Genomic DNA, 17,455 nt, shown 5'->3' with positions numbered 1-17,455 from the left:
CGCCACCCGTATCCCCCCTGGGAGGATATGGTCAAGGGATTTCTACACCGTGTCAGGCACCTCGCCAGAACCCCTCGGCACGGAAACGGCAGAGCACTCGTGCTGGGACATATCGAAATAGAGACGGTGCGTCGTGTGGTGGGTGGCGGGATGAGGATTGATGATCGTTTTGACCCCGACACCACAATGGTCGTAGATTTTGATGGGCAGGAGCGGCGTTGTGGAATGACCACCAGTTCGGATGGCGAGAATGCGAGAGACTTTCTCGATAGCTTACGACGGGGCGACCTGTCCGCGCTGCTGGTTCCTGCGCGCACGGACTACGGAATAGGCCCCAACAACCGCGCCGTCGTCGTTGTTCGCGCTCCTCATCCGTTCGCTGAGGCCTTGTCAGGTTTACCTGAGCAGGATCGCAAGCGCATTGCGGAGGCCATTCTGAGCAGGCGGCCTGATTTACCCGCGCCCGACGACATTATCGTTAAGCAGACCGGCGACCCTCTGCACGGCCCCATTACGCTGCTTCCGGACCTCCTAATCCACCGAGAAATGATGATCGCCGTGGCGACCGGGGCGAGGCCCATCCAAGAGGTAGAGGATTACTACGGAGCACGTCAGGCACGGCTCATCCAGGCATGCGCTGCAGCAGGGATACCGTACGAGAACCCGCATGAGGGGCTATGGGATTGGTACCGGTTCTGGAAGGACAGCAACTTGGCGACCTATGCCGAGCGCAGGGGTTACGTGCGGAAGCTCTTCGCAGGACCTATTGCGTCCGCTGCAGGCCGAGTGAACAATCCCGGTCCTGTTGTCGAGCGCGAGCCGACTGGTTGGGAAAGAGTAGACCGCTCGCTGGGCAGAGCCCGCACTGGCTTCTCTGGTGCCTCAGTCGAAGAGGACTGGCAAGCCGTTGGTCTGGTATGCCGCGAAGTGCTGATCTCACTCGGCCAAGCGGTCTACGTCGATGGCGTGCATGAGCCCGAGGACAAAGTGAAGCCGAGCCCTACCGACGCGAAACGTATGCTGGAGGCGTACGTGAGGCACACGCTGCCGGGGGATGGTTACAAAGAGGTCAGAACCCATGCTCGGGCAGCAGTTGACCTAGCCGTGCATCTACAACACCGCCGGACGGCTACGCGGCAGATGGCAGCGCTCTGCCTAGAGGCGACTTCGTCGGCTGTTGCAGTCGTGGCGATCATCGCGGGTCAGAAGGTCTAAGTCAGCGCCTTAGGCTGGCTGATCTTACGCCAACGGCCGTCCAGCTTCGATTGCAGTACGTCAGCAGACGGTCGGTTCGACGGTTCACTCTCGCTGGTGGCTCGTTACCGGAGTGGCTTGTGTCACCGACGCGAGGTCCGGATCGCCTCCCTCAAGGCACCTGCGTCCCATCATCGGAGCCCTCAGGCTTCCCTAAGATCGCCATTCGCATCGCCCGCGTTGCGTCCTCAAGCCTCGCCTCGGGTCCCCCATAGCTTTCCCCGTCGCCACCCAGGGTGTGACCGAGGATGAGGTTTTGCTTGTCCCGGTCGACATCGCCCCGGCGCAGCGTGTCCTTCATATTATGCCGCAGCGAGTGCACCACCTTCTTGCGGTCATCAGTTACGGTGCGTACATGCTTCATCAGAGCTGCCGAGGCGCTTGTGTTGCCGCCTGCCCGTCCGTAGCGGGGGAACAACATCGCCCCATCAGTCAGCTTCAGGGCCCCCTTGGCCGCACTTAACGCATCCCCTATGAGTGGCACCCGACGTCTTGAAGGTGTCGTCTTGATCCGCCTCTCATCGTGCCACTCGACCTCAACATACGGCATGGCCGTGTCCGCAACCACGTCGGCAACCCGAAGGCCGGTGACCTCAGCAAGACGGCAGCCAGTCCCTACCAGCATCCGCCAAATCAGCTTCAGGTCTTCTTGCTCCGCGTGAGCATCGATCCGCTGCCTGATCTTCAGAAGCTCATCCTTGGTGAACGGCTGGCGCTTGTCCCGTTCAGGTGTCTCGCCGCCACGTCCTGACCCCAGCACCGGCAATCTCGTGAAGTGATTGGTCAACCCGTGAAGCTCCGTCACCTCGGAAATGGCGTGATTGACGATGGCTCGGATGTCGTTCAGATACCGGTCAACGGTCGCCTTGCTTCGCACCCTGCCCCGGATGAAGTCCTGCACCTTCCGGGCCTGTTCGCGGGTGATACTCGCCACCGTGATCTTGTCGGGTGTCGTTGTTAGTGCCTTGGCGATGTAGCCTACAGCCCGCGCTGCCCTCTGCTCGTCTTTCTTCCGCTCCAGCGGCTTGGGCTCATCCAGCGCAAAACGGTCCTTGAGGTAGAGCTTCTTAGCATCCTCAAGGGTCGACGCAGGGACCTTGGGGCTCGAGGTGTAGAGCATTCGCACAAGCCGCGTGTCTTCAGGGCTCACGCCTATCGGGTAGTCGGTCTCTGGGTCAGTTGGGTACTTGGCCGCAATGCCTTCGGCCACAACGCTACGCTCGATCCAGTCTTGCACCCCGTCGTCGTCCTCGTCCTCGTCAAGAGCGGTCGGCTCATGATACGGGTTGAACCCCAGCGCCTTCATCCTCTCAACGGTCTCTTGGAACAAATCTCTGGCAGTTTTGGGCTTCTTGATGCCCCGCAACTCGTCCCACGCTGCCGCGAATGACTGCTCCACCCGGCGATGCACCTCCCGATAGGTCGCCAGCGCCTCGACCTTCACCTTCCCCAACGCGATGGTGATTTCGCCCTTGTCCAAGATGGGTCTTAGCTCACGTTCAACGACGCGCCGGTAGCGATAGGTGGTGCTACCCAGCTTCTTGCTCTTACGCTCCTGCCAATAGTCCACAGTCACCTTACCCATACGTTGGACCCCACGATGTACCTCGATGATGTACCTCGGGGGACGACTAAGCCCTTGAAAGCCTTGAATTACCGAGCCTGACGGGTTGTCAGTGGTGCCCCTAGCCGGAATCGAACCAGCACTCCTTGCGGAACTCGATTTTGAGTCGAGCGCGTCTACCAATTCCGCCATAGGGGCTCAGGCCCAAAGGCCTGGATGGGCGCGGACTATACGGTTGGAGGCGTGTTCGTCAACTGGCCAAATGCGCCGCCGTGCCCTGCTTGCGGCAAAAGCCCCCTTTCTGTTTCGTGAAGCTCCTGCCATTGTGCGGCGCGGAAAATCTTTCTAGACAGACGCGCATCAAAGCGCGTTGCGTGTGGCAACCTGCATCCAGGAGAGCCGATGCTTCGCGGACTTTACGACTGGACCTTGTCGCTGGCCGCCCGCAAATCCGCCGAATGGTGGCTGGCCTTCATCGCCTTCGTCGAAAGCTCGGTGTTTTTCATACCTGCCGACGTCTTGTACCTGCCCATGGCGTTGGCGCGGCCCGAACGCGCCTATCGCTATGCGCTGACCGCCACTGTCGCGTCGGTGCTGGGCGGCATTGCCGGCTGGCTGATCGGTTACTATGCCTACGACACGATAGCACGGCCGATGCTGGAGCACTTTGGCGGCCTTGACGCGTTCGAGAGGTGGCAGTCGGCCGGCACCGGGCTGATGCTGGTGCTGCTTGTCACATCGGGTGCCGCCCACTTGCCGCCGATCAAGGTGGTCACCATTCTGGCAGGCGCCCTCCACGTCAATCTTGTCGTCTTCATCGTCTCCGCCATCCTGGCGCGTGGCGCTCGTTTCCTGCTTCTTGCCTGGCTGCTGCGCCGCTATGGCGAAGAGATCAAGGAATTCATCGAGAAGCGTTTGGGATTGATCGTCGGCGCCGGCGCCGCCGCCCTGATTTTGCTCTATATCGTCGTCAAATACGCCTTCTGACCGCCCAAGGCGGGCGGTGGTTTCAGGACTATGCCGGCGGACGGCGAATTCAACGGACGAAACATGACAGCCACGATGACAGCCGATACCGGACGCCAGCGCACGCGCACCGCTTTGTTTCTCGCCGTCGCCATGGCCGCCACGGTCGGCTCCGCGCTCGCCTTCCAGCACATAGGCGGCTACATCCCCTGCCATCTCTGCCTGGAGCAGCGCACGCCCTATTATATCGGCGCCCCGCTGATGCTGCTGGCGGTGATCGCCTCGATGTTCAGCGCACCCGCATGGCTGACGCGCGGCCTGCTTGCCGTCGGCGGCCTGCTGATGCTCTACGGGCTCTATCTCGGCGTCTATCATTCGGGCGTCGAATGGGCCTGGTGGCAGGGCCCGGCCGATTGCACGGCCGGCGCCGGCCCGGTCGATACCGGCGGCAAAGGCGTGCTCGACGCGCTCGACAAATTCGTGCCGCCATCCTGCGACAAGGCAGCCCTTCGTATCCTCGGCCTGTCGCTGGCCGGGTGGAACGCCATCGCCAGCTTCATCCTCGCCGCCGTCGCCTTTCGCGGCGCGCTGGCCCGCGATTAATCAAGTGCGAGGTCGCGCCATGCGGCCAGTCTCTAAATGTTGGCACCGCCCCTCATTGCCCTGCCGGGCATTTCTCCCCGTATAGTGACGGGGAGAAAGACGCAGTCATCAATGGTTTCGCCAATCCCGAACGCTGAAAGAAGGGCGCCAAATTTGCAGCCAATTCCCTTCTCCCCGTCACTATACGGGGAGAAGGTGGCGGCAGCCGGATGAGGGGCAGCACCTGACATCGGCGATTGCCCTGGCAAGGCCGATCGGGCCAATCCCTACGGCTCCAACTCCACATCCCAGTAGAGATAATCCATCCAGCTTTCATGCAGATGGTTGGGCGGGAACAGCCGGCCATTGTTGTGCAGGTCGTGCACGGTCGGCTGGTAGGGCTTCTGCAGCGGCCACATCTTGGCGTGCGCCGGCATCATGCCGCCCTTCCTCAGATTGCAGGGTGAACAGGCGGCCACGACATTCTCCCACGTCGTCGCCCCGCCGCGATGGCGCGGGATGACGTGGTCAAAGGTCAGATCCTCGGGCGTGCCGCAATACTGGCACTGGAAGCGGTCGCGCAAGAACACGTTGAAGCGGGTGAATGCCGGGTGCCTCGACGGCTTCACATAGGCCTTCAGGCTGACGACGCTGGGCAGCTTCATCGAAAAGGTCGGCGAAGACACTGCATGCTCGTATTCGGCGACGATGTTGACCCGGTCGAGGAACACCGCCTTGATGGCATCCTGCCAGGACCAGAGCGACAAGGGGTAATAGCTGAGCGGACGGTAATCCGCATTCAGCACCAGCGCAGGAAGCCCATCCGGAGATACGGCAACCGTCACCTTGTTGACCTCCTCATTCTAGAACCGATCGGCGCGGATACTGTAAGCCCGACATGACAGGGATGTGAAGCGGATTGTCACTCGTCAAAAGCGGCAAAAATGCAGGATTTTAACGCTTTTTTGCCGATTCAGGCGGGGGGTGCTGCGTCCCTGCCCCTGGTTTCGCGATAATAGGACCAGAAAAGCCGCGATGCGACGCCTCGCCACGGGCTCCATGATTCGGCCAGGGCGATCAGCGTTTTCTCCGGCGGACGCGGCTCTATGCCGAGCGCGTGGCCAACCGCGCTCTGCAGCGCGACGTCGCGCGCGGGGAAAATATCGGGGTGGCCGGCGGCAAACAGGAGATAGACTTCCGCCGTCCACGGGCCGATGCCCGGCACCGCGATCATAGCCGCGATCGCCTCTTCGGCGTCGAGCGAACAGAGGTGATGCAGGTCGAGCCCCTCAACCACGGCCTGCGCAACCGCGATCAGACCGCGCTGCTTCGGCCGCGACAGCCCAGCCTCACGAAACATGTCCTCGCCGGCGGCAAGGATCGCCTGCGGCGTTAGCGGATCGACCAGTTTCACCAGCCGGCCGAAAATGGAATCGGCGCTCGCACGGGATACTTGTTGCGAAACGATAATGGAGGCCAGGCTTCGAAAGCCGGGCTCCGACAGCCGCAGCGGCACCTCGCCGGCCATGCCGCGCACCTTTTCCAGGCGCGGATCGATTGCGCAAAGCGCATCCAGCCCGCGCGCAATATCGTCCAGTGTCGCGATGCGTTGCATGTTTTCTTGTTCCTGAACCGACCTCACGGTAGCAATTGGCAAAACCGCTGCACAACCCGATTGCCGCTTGTGAGATGACGCTCCTGACATTCCGCTTCGCGCCGAGCCCGAATGGCGAACTGCATCTCGGCCATGCCTATTCGGCACTGCTCAACCAGCAACTGGCGCGTGCGGCCGGCGGCCGCCTGCTGCTGCGCATCGAGGACATCGACACGATCCGCTGCACGCCTGAATTCGAGGCCGGCATCTTTCGCGACCTCGAATGGTTAGGTCTCGAATGGGAACAGCCGGTGCGGCGCCAGGCCGAGCATTTCACCGACTATCAGGCCGTGCTCGACCGGCTGGTCCGCGAAGAACTCGTCTACCCTGCCTTTATGAGCCGTGGCGAGATCAGGGCCTTCATCGCCGACAGCGAAAAGCGCGGCCGCGACTGGCCGCGCGACCCGGACGGCGTGCCGCTTTATCCCGGCGCCGACAAGGCGCTGCCGATCAGCGAACGCAACCGCCGCATCGCCGAAAATGCGCCCTTCGCCTGGCGCCTCGACATTGATGCAGCGCTGGCGCGCGTCGGCACGGATTTGTCCTGGCGCGAATTCACCAACGAGACGCTTTCGGCGACGCAGCGAGTCGAGGCGCGTCCGCAGGACTGGGGCGACGTCATTCTGGCGCGCCGCGACATCCCGACCAGCTATCACTTGGCCGTCGTCGTCGACGACGCTCTGCAAGGCGTCAGCCATGTCGTGCGTGGCCGCGACCTTTATTCCGCGACCGGCATCCAGCGCCTGCTGCAGGAACTGCTCGGCCTCGGCCAGCCGCAGTATTTCCACCACCGTCTCATACTCGGACCGGATGGGCGCAAACTGTCGAAGAGTTTCGCTGATACCGGCCTTGCCGCGCTGAGGCAGGCAGGCATGTTGCCGGACGATGTCAGGCGGCTGGTCGGGCTCTGACTAAAGCCGGGCCAGCCCCGCCTTGAGCAGCGCCAACGCGCCTATAAACGCGAAGGCGCCGCCCAGTCCCCAGGCAACCGCGAGCTTCAGATCTCTCAGGACGATGCCATGTTCGTTCGCGGCCATGACCGCGGCGAAAAAGCCGAGCGTGAACAGCAATGTGTTGCCGGTCGACCCAAAACCGTCCTCCTGCATGATGGCGTCGAGCGCTGAACCGAAGAAGAAGCCAAACACGGCCACACTGGCCACCGTCATCAAAAGCCAGCTTGTATCGAGATGCAACAGCATGCGCGCTCCCTGTCGAAGCCAAAACGCCATGTCGCCGGATCGATCGACAGAAGTCGATTGCCCTGACGCCGCCCTTTGAATTCGGCCACCTCCTACATCAGGATGAGCTTATGTACCAATTGTTTCACTTTGCTTGCCGGATTGAACCGCATTAGAGCAATTGCCGTATTTGTCTCTTCACCGAATCGGACCTCTCCACCGGAAACGGCTTCCCCGAAATGCACAGTCTCAAGCGGTTCATCCCCGCCTCGTTTGTCGTCCTGTGGGCGACAGGTTTCATCGGCGCGCGCTACGCCATGCCCTGGGCGGAGCCCTTCACCTTTCTGGCGGCCCGCTTTGTCATCGCCGCCTTGCTGCTCGCCGGCCTGATGCTCGTGCTTGGCTCGAAGCGAGCCACAAGGGCAGAAGCGCTTCACGCCACGGTCGCCGGCATCCTCATGCATGGCATCTATCTCGGCGCGGTGTTCTGGGCGATCCACAGGGGCATGCCCGCCGGGCTTTCGGCGCTGATCGTCGGCCTGCAGCCACTGATCACCGCCGTGCTTGCCGGCCGATTCCTCGGCGAGGCCATCCTGCCGCGCCACTGGGCCGGCCTTGCCGTCGGCCTTGTGGGGGTGATCATCGTGCTGTGGCCGAAGCTCGGCGCTCTCGGCGGCGGCGTTACGCCCGAAACCCTGTCGGCGTCGCTGGTCTCGGTGCTGGGCATGAGCGCCGGGACCATCTGGCAGAAGCGCTATGCCTCGGGTGGCGACCTGGTGGCGGCGACGATGTGGCAATATATCGGCGGCGGCTCGCTGATGATCCTGGCTTCGCTGGCACTGGAGACCCACACGGTGATCATCAACGGCGAACTGATCTTCGCCATGGCCTGGCTGGTCCTGGTGCTGTCGATCGGCGCCATCTTCCTGCTGATGGTGATGATCCGCGACGGCGAGATGTCGAAGGTCGCGTCGCTGTTCTACCTGGTGCCGGCCGTCACCGCTGTCATCGCCTGGGCGCTGTTCGGCGAACAGCTCAGCCTCGTGCAGATCGTCGGCATGGCAATCGCGACGCTCGGCGTCGGGCTGGCCACGGCTCGGCCAGCCAAAACCTAGCTGCCGACACGTGCGCGCGCTTCGAGAAAGCGGCTGATCGCCGCATTGATTTCGCCGCCGAGGATGAAGATCGCCGACAGCATATAGAGGAAAACCACGGCGATCATGATCGAGGCGAGGCCGGCATAGGTCGTCACATAGGACGAGAAATGGTCGAGGTAGGTCGCGAACATCGTCGAGCCGACAAGCCACGCAGCCAGAGTGAAGATGATGCCAGGCACCAGCGAGACAAAGCGGCGCTTGCCCGCCGGCAGCCAATAGTGAACGGCAAACAAGCCACCAATGATGACGGTTGAGGCGATGACGTAACGCCACAGCGTGATCGTGCCCGTATAGGGTTTGATCCACTCGAAATGAGCTTCCGCCAGCCGCGCCAGCAAGGGCGCAAAGACCAGGAGCACGCTGATCGCCAGGAAACCGGCCGTCGCGATCAGCACGAAGAAAATGCTCTGCACCCGGCGGTAGATGATGCCGCGCGTTTCGGCGACGCGGTAGGCGCGGTTGAGCGAGGTGCGCAGCGCCTCGATGCCGTTGGAGGCGAAATAGGCCGCCAGCAGCACGCCGTAGGTCAAAAGATCGGTGCGCCGCACGGTCAGCACATTGAGCACCTCGCGCGCGATCGGCTTGGCGATCTGTTCGGGCCAGGTGTCGAAGACCAGGTGCACGGCAGTATCGGCGAACGCCTGCGCGCCGAGGAAGCTCGCCAGCGTGGTGGCGAAGATCAGGAACGGGAACAGCGCCATCAGCGAAGTGATCGCCAGATGGCTGGCCATGGCCCAGCCGTCATCGGTGTTGAAATGGCCAAGCGCGTCATAGAGCACGCGGCGCAGCACGACGATATTCCGCATCAAGAGCCGCGTTCCCTTCGATTGTCTCGACGCCGCGAATATGGGAAGGGATTGTGGCAAATGGCAACCCTTGCTCAAACCACGACGCCGCCTGCCAAAGAGTTGCGCACCATCATCGTCACCGGCGCCTCGTCCGGGATAGGCGCCTACTGCGCCCGTGCGCTGAAGGCGGATGGCTGGCGCGTGTTTGCAACGGCGCGCAAGCCTGAAGACATCGCCGCACTCGAAGCGGACGGCATCAAGGCGTTTTACCTCGATTACCGTGAGCCGGACTCTATCGAAGCCCTTGTGGGCTCGGTGCTGGAGCGGACAGGCGGACGCCTCGACGCCCTGTTCAACAACGGCGCCCATGCACAGCCCGGCGCCGTGGAAGACCTGCCGGTTGCGGCATTGCGCGAGCAGTTCGAGGCCAATTTCTTCGGCTGGCACGACCTCACCCGACGCATCGTACCGGTAATGCGTCGCCAGGGACATGGCCGCCTCGTTCATTGTTCCTCGATCCTTGGGCTAGCGCCGGTGCCTTTCCGCGGCGCCTACTCAGCCTCCAAGCACGCGCTCGAAGGCCTGATGCTGTGCATGCAGCAGGAACTCAGGGGCAGCGGCATCCATGTCTCGCTGATCGAACCGGGGCCGGTGACCTCGAAAATCGCCAGCAACGGGCTGTTCTGGTTCCTGAAAAACATCGACCACGAGAATTCCGTCCACCACGTCGCCTATGCCGCGCAGCTGGCGCGGCTTCGGGCCGGCGGCAGCTCATCACGGCTGAAAAAGGGGCCGGAGGTGGTCTATGCGGCCTTGCGCCATGCACTTCTGTCGCGGCGCCCGCGCCCGCACTATGTGGTAACAGTGCCGGCCAGGATTGGCGTGATGCTCAAGCGCATCCTGCCGGCATCGATGCTCTACCGCGTTCTGGCCGGACGCGCCTGATCGCAACAGAACTGGGAACAGATCATGGCAACCGTCATCAAAGTCCTCCTCGTCCTCGTCATGGTCGCCGTGGTGATCGTGCTTGTCCGCGGCCTCATCAACATGATGCGCGGCGGCTCCGGTGTGAGCTCGAACAAGCTGATGCAGGCACGCGTGCTGCTGCAGGCGCTGGCGTTGGCACTGATCCTGCTGGTGGTGTATTTCACCCGCAAGTGACGGCCGTTCGGGAGGCGACGTGGTCAAGCTCAACAAGATCTACACCCGCACCGGCGATGACGGCACCACTGGCCTCGGCACCGGTGAACGCAGGCTGAAATCCGACCTGCGCGTCGATGCCTACGGCACCGTCGATGAAGCCAATGCCTGCATCGGCATCGCCCGCCTGCACACAGCGGCAAGTTATCCCGCCATCGACGCCATGCTGTCCCGCATCCAGAACGATTTGTTCGACCTCGGCGCCGATCTCGCCGTGCCCGACGACGGCAAGCCGCTGGGCTACGAGCCGCTGCGCATCATCGCCTCGCAGACCGACCGCGTCGAAAAGGATATCGACCTTCTCAACAAGGATCTGCAGCCGCTCAAATCCTTCGTGCTCAATGGCGGCACGCCGGCGGCGGCAGCACTTCATCTTGCCCGCACCGTGGCGCGACGGGCCGAGCGGATCATGGTGGCGCTGGCGCAGGACCCGGCCGAACATGTCAATCGCGAGGGGCTGAAATACATAAACCGCGTCTCCGACTTTCTGTTTGTCGCCGCCCGTGCGGTCAATGACAACGGAAATGCCGACGTGTTATGGGTGCCCGGCAAGAACCGCTGAATTTTCTCGAAGGCGGGAAAGGGCTTGGGGCATGTTCATCCCGCTTTACGACTCCAACAGGTTGCGCCACATCCGGCTGCAATATGTGACGATCGGCCTGATCGCGGCCAACGCGTTGGTCTTTCTCATCACCACGATCGGCGGCGAAAATTTCAACAACGCCGCCGTGCTCGGCCTCGGCTTCATCCCTTCGGTTGTCCACGACACGGCAGAACTCTCGCCCCAATTCGTCGTCATTCCGGAGAGCCTGAGTTACCTCACCTATGCCTTCCTGCATGCCGATATCATTCATCTCGGCGGCAACATGCTGTTCCTGTGGGTGTTCGGCGATAATGTCGAGGACGCACTCGGCCACATCCGCTACCTTATCTTCTACCTGCTTTGCGCCATCGCCGGCGCCTTCTTCCAAGGGCTCGTCGCCTGGAGTTCGGAGGTGCCGCTGATCGGCGCCTCCGGCGCCATTGCCGGCGTCGTCGCCGCCTATCTGGTCCTCTACCCCCGGGTGAAAGTGTGGGTGCTGGTCTTTGCCCGCATTCCGCTGCGTATCCCGGCCTTCATCCCGCTGATCCTGTGGATCGGCTTCCAAGTGGTGATGTTTGCCGCCGGCGGCGAAAACCAGATATCCTGGGCCTGCCATATTGGCGGCATCATTGCCGGTGGCGTGCTGGTGCTCATCATGCGCAGCCGCGGCGTGCCGCTGCTCGCCGGTGACGACGGCGAGCCGGAACCCGCCGATCAGCCAGCCGCTTCTACTGGGCCGGCGCCAGCCGGTCCCGCTCCCGTGCAACCTGAGACGCGTTGGGGCCGGGGTGGCGCTTCCGGTCACAACTGAACCGATTTGAGCGGTTTGGCCGCTGCCGTGGCATATTGACGTGTTGCGTCGCCACAACTACGGAGAGCGCCACCGCTAGGCGGCAAAAGACCAGAATTCGTCCGGCCAGGATTCCGTTTGGCCGCAATTCAGTCAGGAATGTCGGCTTTCGACAACTCTGCGGAGGCGCACGCTGCTATAGCGCGCCCGGATATCTCAGGAGAGGTGACAGGCAAATGAAGATCCTTGTGCCCGTGAAGCGGGTTGTGGATGCGAACGTCAAGGTTCGCGTCAAGGCTGATGGTTCGGCGGTTGAACTCGCCAATGTCAAGATGGCGATGAACCCGTTCGACGAGATCGCGGTGGAAGAGGCGCTCCGGCTGAAGGAAGCCGGCAAGGCCGAAGAGATCATCGTCGTTTCGGTCGGCCCGCAGCAGGCGCAGGAAACGCTCCGCACCGCGCTCGCCATGGGCGCCGACCGCGCCATCCTGGTCAAGACCGACGAGCAGACCGAGCCGCTCGGCGTCGCCAAGGTGCTGAAGGGCGTCGTTGACGCGGAACAGCCCGGTCTCGTGATCCTCGGCAAGCAGGCGATCGATGATGACTCGAACCAGACCGGCCAGATGCTGGCCGCCCTGCTCGGCTGGGCACAGGGCACTTTCGCCTCCAAGGTCGTGATCGACGGCGACAAGGCCAAGGTGACGCGCGAAGTCGACGGCGGCCTGCAGACGGTGGAACTGAAGATGCCGGCGATCATCACCGCCGATCTTCGCCTCAACCAGCCGCGCTATGCCTCGCTGCCCAACATCATGAAGGCCAAGAAGAAGCCGCTCGACGAAAAGAGCCCGGCCGATTACGGCGCCGACGTCAAGCCGCGCCTGAAGGTGCTCAAGACCGAGGAGCCCAGCGGCCGCAAGGCGGGCGTGAAGGTCAACAGTGTCGCCGAACTGGTCGACAAGCTCAAGAACGAAGCCGGCGTGCTCTGAGACTGGAAGGAACAGATAAAATGACCATTCTCCTCATCGCAGAACACGACAACGCCAGCCTTTCCGACCAGACCGCGAAGGCGCTCTCGGCGGCGCTGCAGATCGGTTCGGACGTGCATGTGCTGGTCGCCGGCAAAGGCGCCAAGGGCGCGGCCGACGCCGCTGCCAAGCTCGAGGGCGTGAGCAAGGTGCTGCTGGCCGAGGCCGACGAACTGGCCGAGCGCCTCGCCGAACCGCTCGCCGCACTCGTTGTCTCGCTGGCCGGCGCCTACGACACCATAATCGCGCCGGCGACCTCGTCGGGCAAGAATGTCGCGCCGCGCGTGGCGGCCCTGCTCGATGTCGCGCAAGTCTCCGAGATCATCGAAGTGGTTTCACCAGACACGTTCAAACGGCCGATCTATGCCGGCAACGCCATCCAGACGGTGCAGTCGAGCGACGCCAAGAAGGTCATCACTGTGCGCACCGCCTCCTTCCAGGCTGCCCCGGAGGGCGGCTCGGCAGCTGTCGAGACGGTCAAGGCCGCGGCCAATCCCGGCCTCTCCACTTTCGTCGAGAACAAACTCTCGGAAACCGACCGTCCGGAGCTGACCTCGGCCAAGATCATCATTTCGGGCGGCCGCGCGCTCGGTTCCTCGGAAAAGTTCCAGGAAGTCATCCTGCCGGTCGCCGACAAGCTCGGTGCAGCCGTCGGCGCCTCGCGCGCTGCCGTCGACGCCGGCTACGCCCCGAATGACTGGCAGGTCGGCCAGACCGGCAAGGTCGTGGCGCCTGACCTCTATATTGCCGTCGGCATTTCCGGCGCCATCCAGCACCTTGCCGGCATGAAGGATTCGAAGGTCATCGTCGCCATCAACAAGGACGAAGAGGCGCCGATCTTCCAGGTTGCCGATTATGGCCTGGTCGGCGACCTGTTCGTCATCCTGCCGGAACTGCAAAAGGCGCTTTGACGCTTTCTGCCAAAGCGTATTAAATTGTGAAAGGGTGGGGTAGACGAAGCTGCCCCACCCTTTTAGTTTGCACTGCACAAAAAGCAGGCCGCAAAGGCCTTTTCGACGGGATCGCTGCAAATGGCCAAGATCGAGACGATCGGCATCATCGGCGCCGGCCAGATGGGCGGCGGCATCGCGCATGTATCAGCACTTTCGGGTTTCAAGGTGCTGATCTACGACGTCTCGCCCGACCGTATCGAGAAGGGCATTGCCACGGTCAGCGGCAACATGGCCCGCCAGGTCGGCTCCGGCAAGCTTGAGGAAAAGCTGCGTAACGAAGCGATGGCGCGCATTTCCGCAGCCCCCACCATGGCTGATCTCGCCGGTGCCGATCTGGTTATCGAGGCGGCGACCGAGGACGAGACGGTCAAGCGCAAGATTTACGCGCAGCTCTGTCCCCAGCTCAACCCGGAAGCCATTCTGGCGACCAACACCTCGTCGATTTCGATCACCCGGCTTGCCGCGCAGACCGACCGTCCCGAGCGTTTCATCGGCATACATTTCATGAACCCCGTGCCGCTGATGAAGCTGGTCGAACTGGTGCGCGGCATCGCTACCGAGGATCAGACCTTCGAGGCGGCCAAGGCCTATGTGAAACAGCTCGACAAGACCATCACCGTCTCTGAAGATTTTCCGGCCTTCATCGTCAACCGCATTCTGTTGCCGATGATCAACGAGGCGATCTACACGCTCTACGAGGGGGTCGGCTCGGTCGATGCCATCGACACCGCCATGCGGCTCGGCGCCAACCATCCGATGGGACCGCTGCAGCTCGCCGATTTCATCGGCCTCGACACCTGCCTGTCGATTATGCAGGTGCTGCATGACGGCCTGTCGGATTCGAAATATCGCCCCTGCCCGCTGCTGGTGAAATATGTCGAGGCCGGCTGGCTCGGCCGCAAGACCGGGCGCGGCTTCTACGACTATCGCGGCGAGCATCCGGTTCCGACGCGCTAACCACCAGAACGAAAGTTCCGTGCTCCCTCAGGACGCCGCTGCAAGCGGCGGCTCTGCTTGGCCTCTTGACCCGGTATCGTCAGGCGCCACGGAAACACAGCCGCGGCCGGCGGCCTTGGCCGCATAGCAGGCAGCATCGGCCCGGGCGATGATCTCGTCGACTTCACCGCTGTTGCTGTGGATTGGCGCCAGCCCGATGCTGGCATCGATCGCATGCGGCCGGCCGTCCCAGCTGAACTGCAGGCCGCGGATGGCGTCGATGACCGAGCGCGCGGCAATCCTGGCGCCGGCGCTCGGCCCGGCTTTCAGGATGACCGCGAATTCGTCGCCGCCGAGGCGGGCCACGATATCCTCCGGCCCAAGCGCACCGCGAATGGCCTCGGCAACCCGCTTCAGCAAGGCGTCGCCGGCGGCGTGCCCGCCAGTGTCGTTGACCAGCTTGAAATGGTCTAGATCGATGAACATGAAATGATGTTCGCCCGCCGGCCTGGCTGTGCCGGCCTTGCGGCTCCGGTCGACCAGTTCCTCCATGGTGCGGATAAAGCTCGAACGGTTGGCAAGGCCAGTCAGCGCATCATGCGCGGCGGCATAGGCGAGCTGGCGCTGCAAGGCGCGCGCATCGGTGAAGTCCTGGAAGACAATGACAAGACCGCAGAACTCCTGGCGGTCGTTCATGATCGGCGACACCACCTGGCGGATGCTGCAGCGCGTGTCGTCGCGACGGATGAGGACGGCGCGACTGTTCTGGTCGGCAGGGCTGGCGCTGCCGAGCGCCGGCCGCGTCATGCCGATCCTTTGCCCGGTTTCTTCGTCCACCGCCCAGTAGACATGGCCAAGCGTCTTGCCGAGCGCCTCTGCGCCAACAACGCCGGTGAGCTTTTCGGCGACAGGGTTCATGAAGGTGATGCGGTTTGCGGCATCGGTGCAGATGACGGCGTCGCCGATCGACTGCAGCGTCACCCTCAGCCGCTCCTTCTCGTCGGCCAGCATTGCCGCCGATACGATGAGGCTTTCCTCGGTTTGCTTGCGCTGGGTGATGTCGGTCAGGCTGCCGATGGCCCTGACCAACCTTCCGTCCTTGTCGCGTTCGAGCGTCTTGCCGCGATCAAGGATCCAGACCCAGTGGCCATCCTTGTGGCGCATCCGGAACTCGGCTTCGAAGAACGGTGTCCTGCCCTCCAGATGGGCACGATCGGCTTCGGCCACGTTTTCGCGATCGTCGGGGTGGATCATCGCCAGCCAGCGGTCGGGGTCGCCGTCCAGCTCGCCATCGGCATAGCCCAGCATCTTCACCCAGGTGGCGGAGTAGGTGGTGCCGCCCTTGCGCATGTCGAGGTCCCAGACGCCTTGTCCGGCGCTGGCCAGGGCAAAATTCCAGCGCGTTTCGGCCTCGGCTATGCGCGCCTCGGATTGCTTGCGCGCGTCGATATCCTCGATCTGCGAGACCAGGTAGAGCGGGCGGCCGCTCTTCTCGTCACGAATGACGGAGCCCGCAAGATGGGCCCATACCGGCGTGCCGTCCTTCCTGAGGTAGCGCTTTTCGAAGTGGAAAGCGTTGACGGTGCCCGCCCGCATGCCGTCCATCGTCTCACGGCCGATCTGCACATCGTCGGGATGGGTGATCTGAAAGAAGGTCAGCGCCTCGATCTCCTGCTTGCTGTAGCCGAGCATGGCGGCGAAGGCCGGGTTGGTTTCGTGGATGCGGCCGTCGAGGCCGACAATGGCGATGCCGATCGCCGAATCCTCCATGGCGCGGCGGAAACGCTGCTCGCTTTCGGCGATCTGCCGGCGGTCGTCCAGTATCCGGTAAATGAACAGGGCGGCGAGAATCAGCGCAACGGCGGCGACCGGCACCGATATCTGCAGGCAGAGTTTCAGCACTTCGGCGCTGACATCGAGCCGCGACAGCAGGAGCGCGACCACGGCAGCGCAAAGCCCTCCGGCCGCAAGCACCAAAGCCACGTGACTGTCAGCCCGCAGGCTTTTTCGCTCTCGTCGCATCACTGTGCATGCCACCCCATGCGCAACACATTTCTGCAAAAAACACTGGATGATCGATTTTAAGGAAAGGTTGCGCCGGAGCCACCGGCAACACGGTGAACCCGCAAAGAATTGCCGGCATGATTAAGGATCGGTGATTATTGGGCGATCTTGAACCGCCCGGTCACCAGCGCACGAAGAACCGTCCCCCGAGCGCGCCCAGACCGGCGAGGACGGCGATGGCGAGCGTGTACCAGGTGGCGACGAAAAGCGGAGAATCGTCGAAGCAGTGCGCGGCGTAGAAGGTCGCCGCCAGGCCGCCGGCGAGCAGTCCCGCGACCGCCCCGGCCAACACCGGCCGCGTCGGCGCTCCATAGCTCAGCATCCACAGGAAGACGGCAAGCGGGCCGATTCCGATCAGCGGGATGAAGCCCATGCAGATCATCATGTTGGAGCCGACCATGCGCGTGCTCCACATCGGCTCCGGCACCATGAACAGTTCGAGAGCCACCGCCACGGCCACCAGCAGCGGCGCCGCCAGCATCCAGGCCGCGGCTCTTGCCGTCGAAGCGCCCGGCGTCGACAACGCCCGGACCAGGCCAAAGGCGGTGACGGCGAGCACGATGGTGAACACGAACTTCGCCAGGAACCGCATCGTGTGCATGGCGGTCATGATGTCGGGACGCGGGCCGATGGTGAGAAAGAAGACCAGAGCCGCGATCACCGCCGCGGCTGCCGCCGCCATCAACCAGGCCGAGCGCAGCGGCATCGCCTTGCTGCTTGTGTCGGCGTCGAGTGCCTTGATGAGATCCCCCGTCCTCATG

At 63.0% G+C, this 17,455-nt stretch carries 19 protein-coding genes and 1 tRNA gene; 12 read left to right on the top strand and 8 right to left on the bottom strand.

Translation table 11 applies throughout. From position 1 onward, the window contains the following. Positions 1-99: 99 nt before the first annotated feature. A complete protein-coding gene (locus NLY43_RS22385; RefSeq protein WP_156935531.1) occupies positions 100-1,215 on the top strand; it encodes a hypothetical protein in 1,116 nt (371 codons plus the stop codon). A 151-nt stretch (positions 1,216-1,366) separates the two neighbouring features. Here the strand turns inward: NLY43_RS22385 and NLY43_RS22380 are convergent, their stop codons facing one another. After that, positions 1,367-2,839, bottom strand: coding sequence for a tyrosine-type recombinase/integrase (locus tag NLY43_RS22380; protein WP_023711736.1), 1,473 nt, complete (start codon positions 2,837-2,839; stop codon positions 1,367-1,369). A gap of 92 nt (positions 2,840-2,931) precedes the next feature. Next, positions 2,932-3,016: transfer RNA gene (locus NLY43_RS22375), tRNA-Leu, on the bottom strand. A 204-nt stretch (positions 3,017-3,220) separates the two neighbouring features. Between NLY43_RS22375 and NLY43_RS22370 the strand changes: the two genes are divergently transcribed. Continuing rightward, positions 3,221-3,805 carry a YqaA family protein gene (locus NLY43_RS22370; protein ID WP_023685316.1) on the top strand — a complete coding sequence of 195 codons (585 nt, stop codon included), beginning with the start codon at positions 3,221-3,223 and terminating at the stop codon, positions 3,803-3,805. 63 nt (positions 3,806-3,868) lie between these two features. Then, positions 3,869-4,387, top strand: coding sequence for a disulfide bond formation protein B (locus NLY43_RS22365; RefSeq protein ID WP_023686688.1), 519 nt, complete (start codon positions 3,869-3,871; stop codon positions 4,385-4,387). 266 nt (positions 4,388-4,653) lie between these two features. On the opposite strand, the gene NLY43_RS22360 is transcribed toward NLY43_RS22365, so the two are convergent. Both NLY43_RS22360 and NLY43_RS22355 read right to left on the bottom strand, forming a co-directional pair. After that, on the bottom strand, positions 4,654-5,211 hold the full coding sequence (locus NLY43_RS22360; protein ID WP_008874122.1) for an HNH endonuclease: 558 nt from the start codon (positions 5,209-5,211) through the stop codon (positions 4,654-4,656). A 128-nt stretch (positions 5,212-5,339) separates the two neighbouring features. Then, the gene (locus NLY43_RS22355) at positions 5,340-5,981 is read right to left on the bottom strand and encodes a DNA-3-methyladenine glycosylase family protein (protein ID WP_023711735.1); all 642 of its coding nucleotides are present in this window, start codon (positions 5,979-5,981) and stop codon (positions 5,340-5,342) included. 74 nt (positions 5,982-6,055) lie between these two features. Here NLY43_RS22355 and gluQRS point away from each other — a divergent pair, with 74 nt between their 5' ends. Continuing rightward, positions 6,056-6,931: a tRNA glutamyl-Q(34) synthetase GluQRS gene (gene gluQRS, locus NLY43_RS22350; protein WP_023711734.1), complete on the top strand. Its 876-nt coding sequence runs from the start codon at positions 6,056-6,058 to the stop codon at positions 6,929-6,931. Here the strand turns inward: gluQRS and NLY43_RS22345 are convergent, their stop codons facing one another. Beyond that, a complete protein-coding gene (locus NLY43_RS22345; protein WP_023671677.1) occupies positions 6,932-7,219 on the bottom strand; it encodes a hypothetical protein in 288 nt (95 codons plus the stop codon). A 218-nt stretch (positions 7,220-7,437) separates the two neighbouring features. Between NLY43_RS22345 and NLY43_RS22340 the strand changes: the two genes are divergently transcribed. Continuing rightward, positions 7,438-8,313, top strand: a complete 876-nt coding sequence (locus NLY43_RS22340) for a DMT family transporter (RefSeq protein ID WP_031199403.1) — start codon at positions 7,438-7,440, stop codon at positions 8,311-8,313. On the opposite strand, the gene NLY43_RS22335 is transcribed toward NLY43_RS22340, so the two are convergent. Beyond that, positions 8,310-9,161, bottom strand: coding sequence for a YihY/virulence factor BrkB family protein (locus tag NLY43_RS22335; protein WP_031199402.1), 852 nt, complete (start codon positions 9,159-9,161; stop codon positions 8,310-8,312). The genes NLY43_RS22340 and NLY43_RS22335 overlap by 4 nt on opposite strands. Before the next feature lie 60 nt (positions 9,162-9,221). Here NLY43_RS22335 and NLY43_RS22330 point away from each other — a divergent pair, with 60 nt between their 5' ends. The 7 genes from NLY43_RS22330 (at position 9,222) to NLY43_RS22300 (ending at position 14,651) form a co-directional block, all read left to right on the top strand. Continuing rightward, a complete protein-coding gene (locus NLY43_RS22330) occupies positions 9,222-10,088 on the top strand; it encodes an SDR family oxidoreductase (protein WP_084561153.1) in 867 nt (288 codons plus the stop codon). 24 nt (positions 10,089-10,112) lie between these two features. Beyond that, positions 10,113-10,304 carry a twin transmembrane helix small protein gene (locus NLY43_RS22325; RefSeq protein ID WP_023671673.1) on the top strand — a complete coding sequence of 64 codons (192 nt, stop codon included), beginning with the start codon at positions 10,113-10,115 and terminating at the stop codon, positions 10,302-10,304. Between the two features lie 19 nt (positions 10,305-10,323). Then, on the top strand, positions 10,324-10,905 hold the full coding sequence (locus tag NLY43_RS22320; protein ID WP_023671672.1) for a cob(I)yrinic acid a,c-diamide adenosyltransferase: 582 nt from the start codon (positions 10,324-10,326) through the stop codon (positions 10,903-10,905). Positions 10,906-10,936: 31 nt separating this feature from the next. Beyond that, a complete protein-coding gene (locus NLY43_RS22315; RefSeq protein WP_023698701.1) occupies positions 10,937-11,737 on the top strand; it encodes a rhomboid family intramembrane serine protease in 801 nt (266 codons plus the stop codon). A 215-nt stretch (positions 11,738-11,952) separates the two neighbouring features. Further along, entirely contained in the window at positions 11,953-12,702 is a 750-nt protein-coding gene (locus NLY43_RS22310) for an electron transfer flavoprotein subunit beta/FixA family protein (protein WP_023685322.1), read from the top strand. Positions 12,703-12,722: 20 nt separating this feature from the next. Next, positions 12,723-13,652 carry an electron transfer flavoprotein subunit alpha/FixB family protein gene (locus NLY43_RS22305; RefSeq protein ID WP_023685323.1) on the top strand — a complete coding sequence of 310 codons (930 nt, stop codon included), beginning with the start codon at positions 12,723-12,725 and terminating at the stop codon, positions 13,650-13,652. A 120-nt stretch (positions 13,653-13,772) separates the two neighbouring features. After that, positions 13,773-14,651 carry a 3-hydroxybutyryl-CoA dehydrogenase gene (locus NLY43_RS22300; protein WP_023671668.1) on the top strand — a complete coding sequence of 293 codons (879 nt, stop codon included), beginning with the start codon at positions 13,773-13,775 and terminating at the stop codon, positions 14,649-14,651. A gap of 27 nt (positions 14,652-14,678) precedes the next feature. Here the strand turns inward: NLY43_RS22300 and NLY43_RS22295 are convergent, their stop codons facing one another. Both NLY43_RS22295 and NLY43_RS22290 read right to left on the bottom strand, forming a co-directional pair. Continuing rightward, entirely contained in the window at positions 14,679-16,613 is a 1,935-nt protein-coding gene (locus NLY43_RS22295) for a PAS domain S-box protein (protein WP_050589748.1), read from the bottom strand. 202 nt (positions 16,614-16,815) lie between these two features. Beyond that, positions 16,816-17,454, bottom strand: coding sequence for an NrsF family protein (locus NLY43_RS22290; RefSeq protein WP_023711731.1), 639 nt, complete (start codon positions 17,452-17,454; stop codon positions 16,816-16,818). Between the last annotated feature and the right edge of the window lies 1 nt (position 17,455).

Source organism: Mesorhizobium sp. C416B (genome assembly GCF_030323165.1).
Lineage (GTDB): Bacteria > Pseudomonadota > Alphaproteobacteria > Rhizobiales > Rhizobiaceae > Mesorhizobium.
This window is presented reverse-complemented; position numbering and strand designations above follow the sequence as displayed.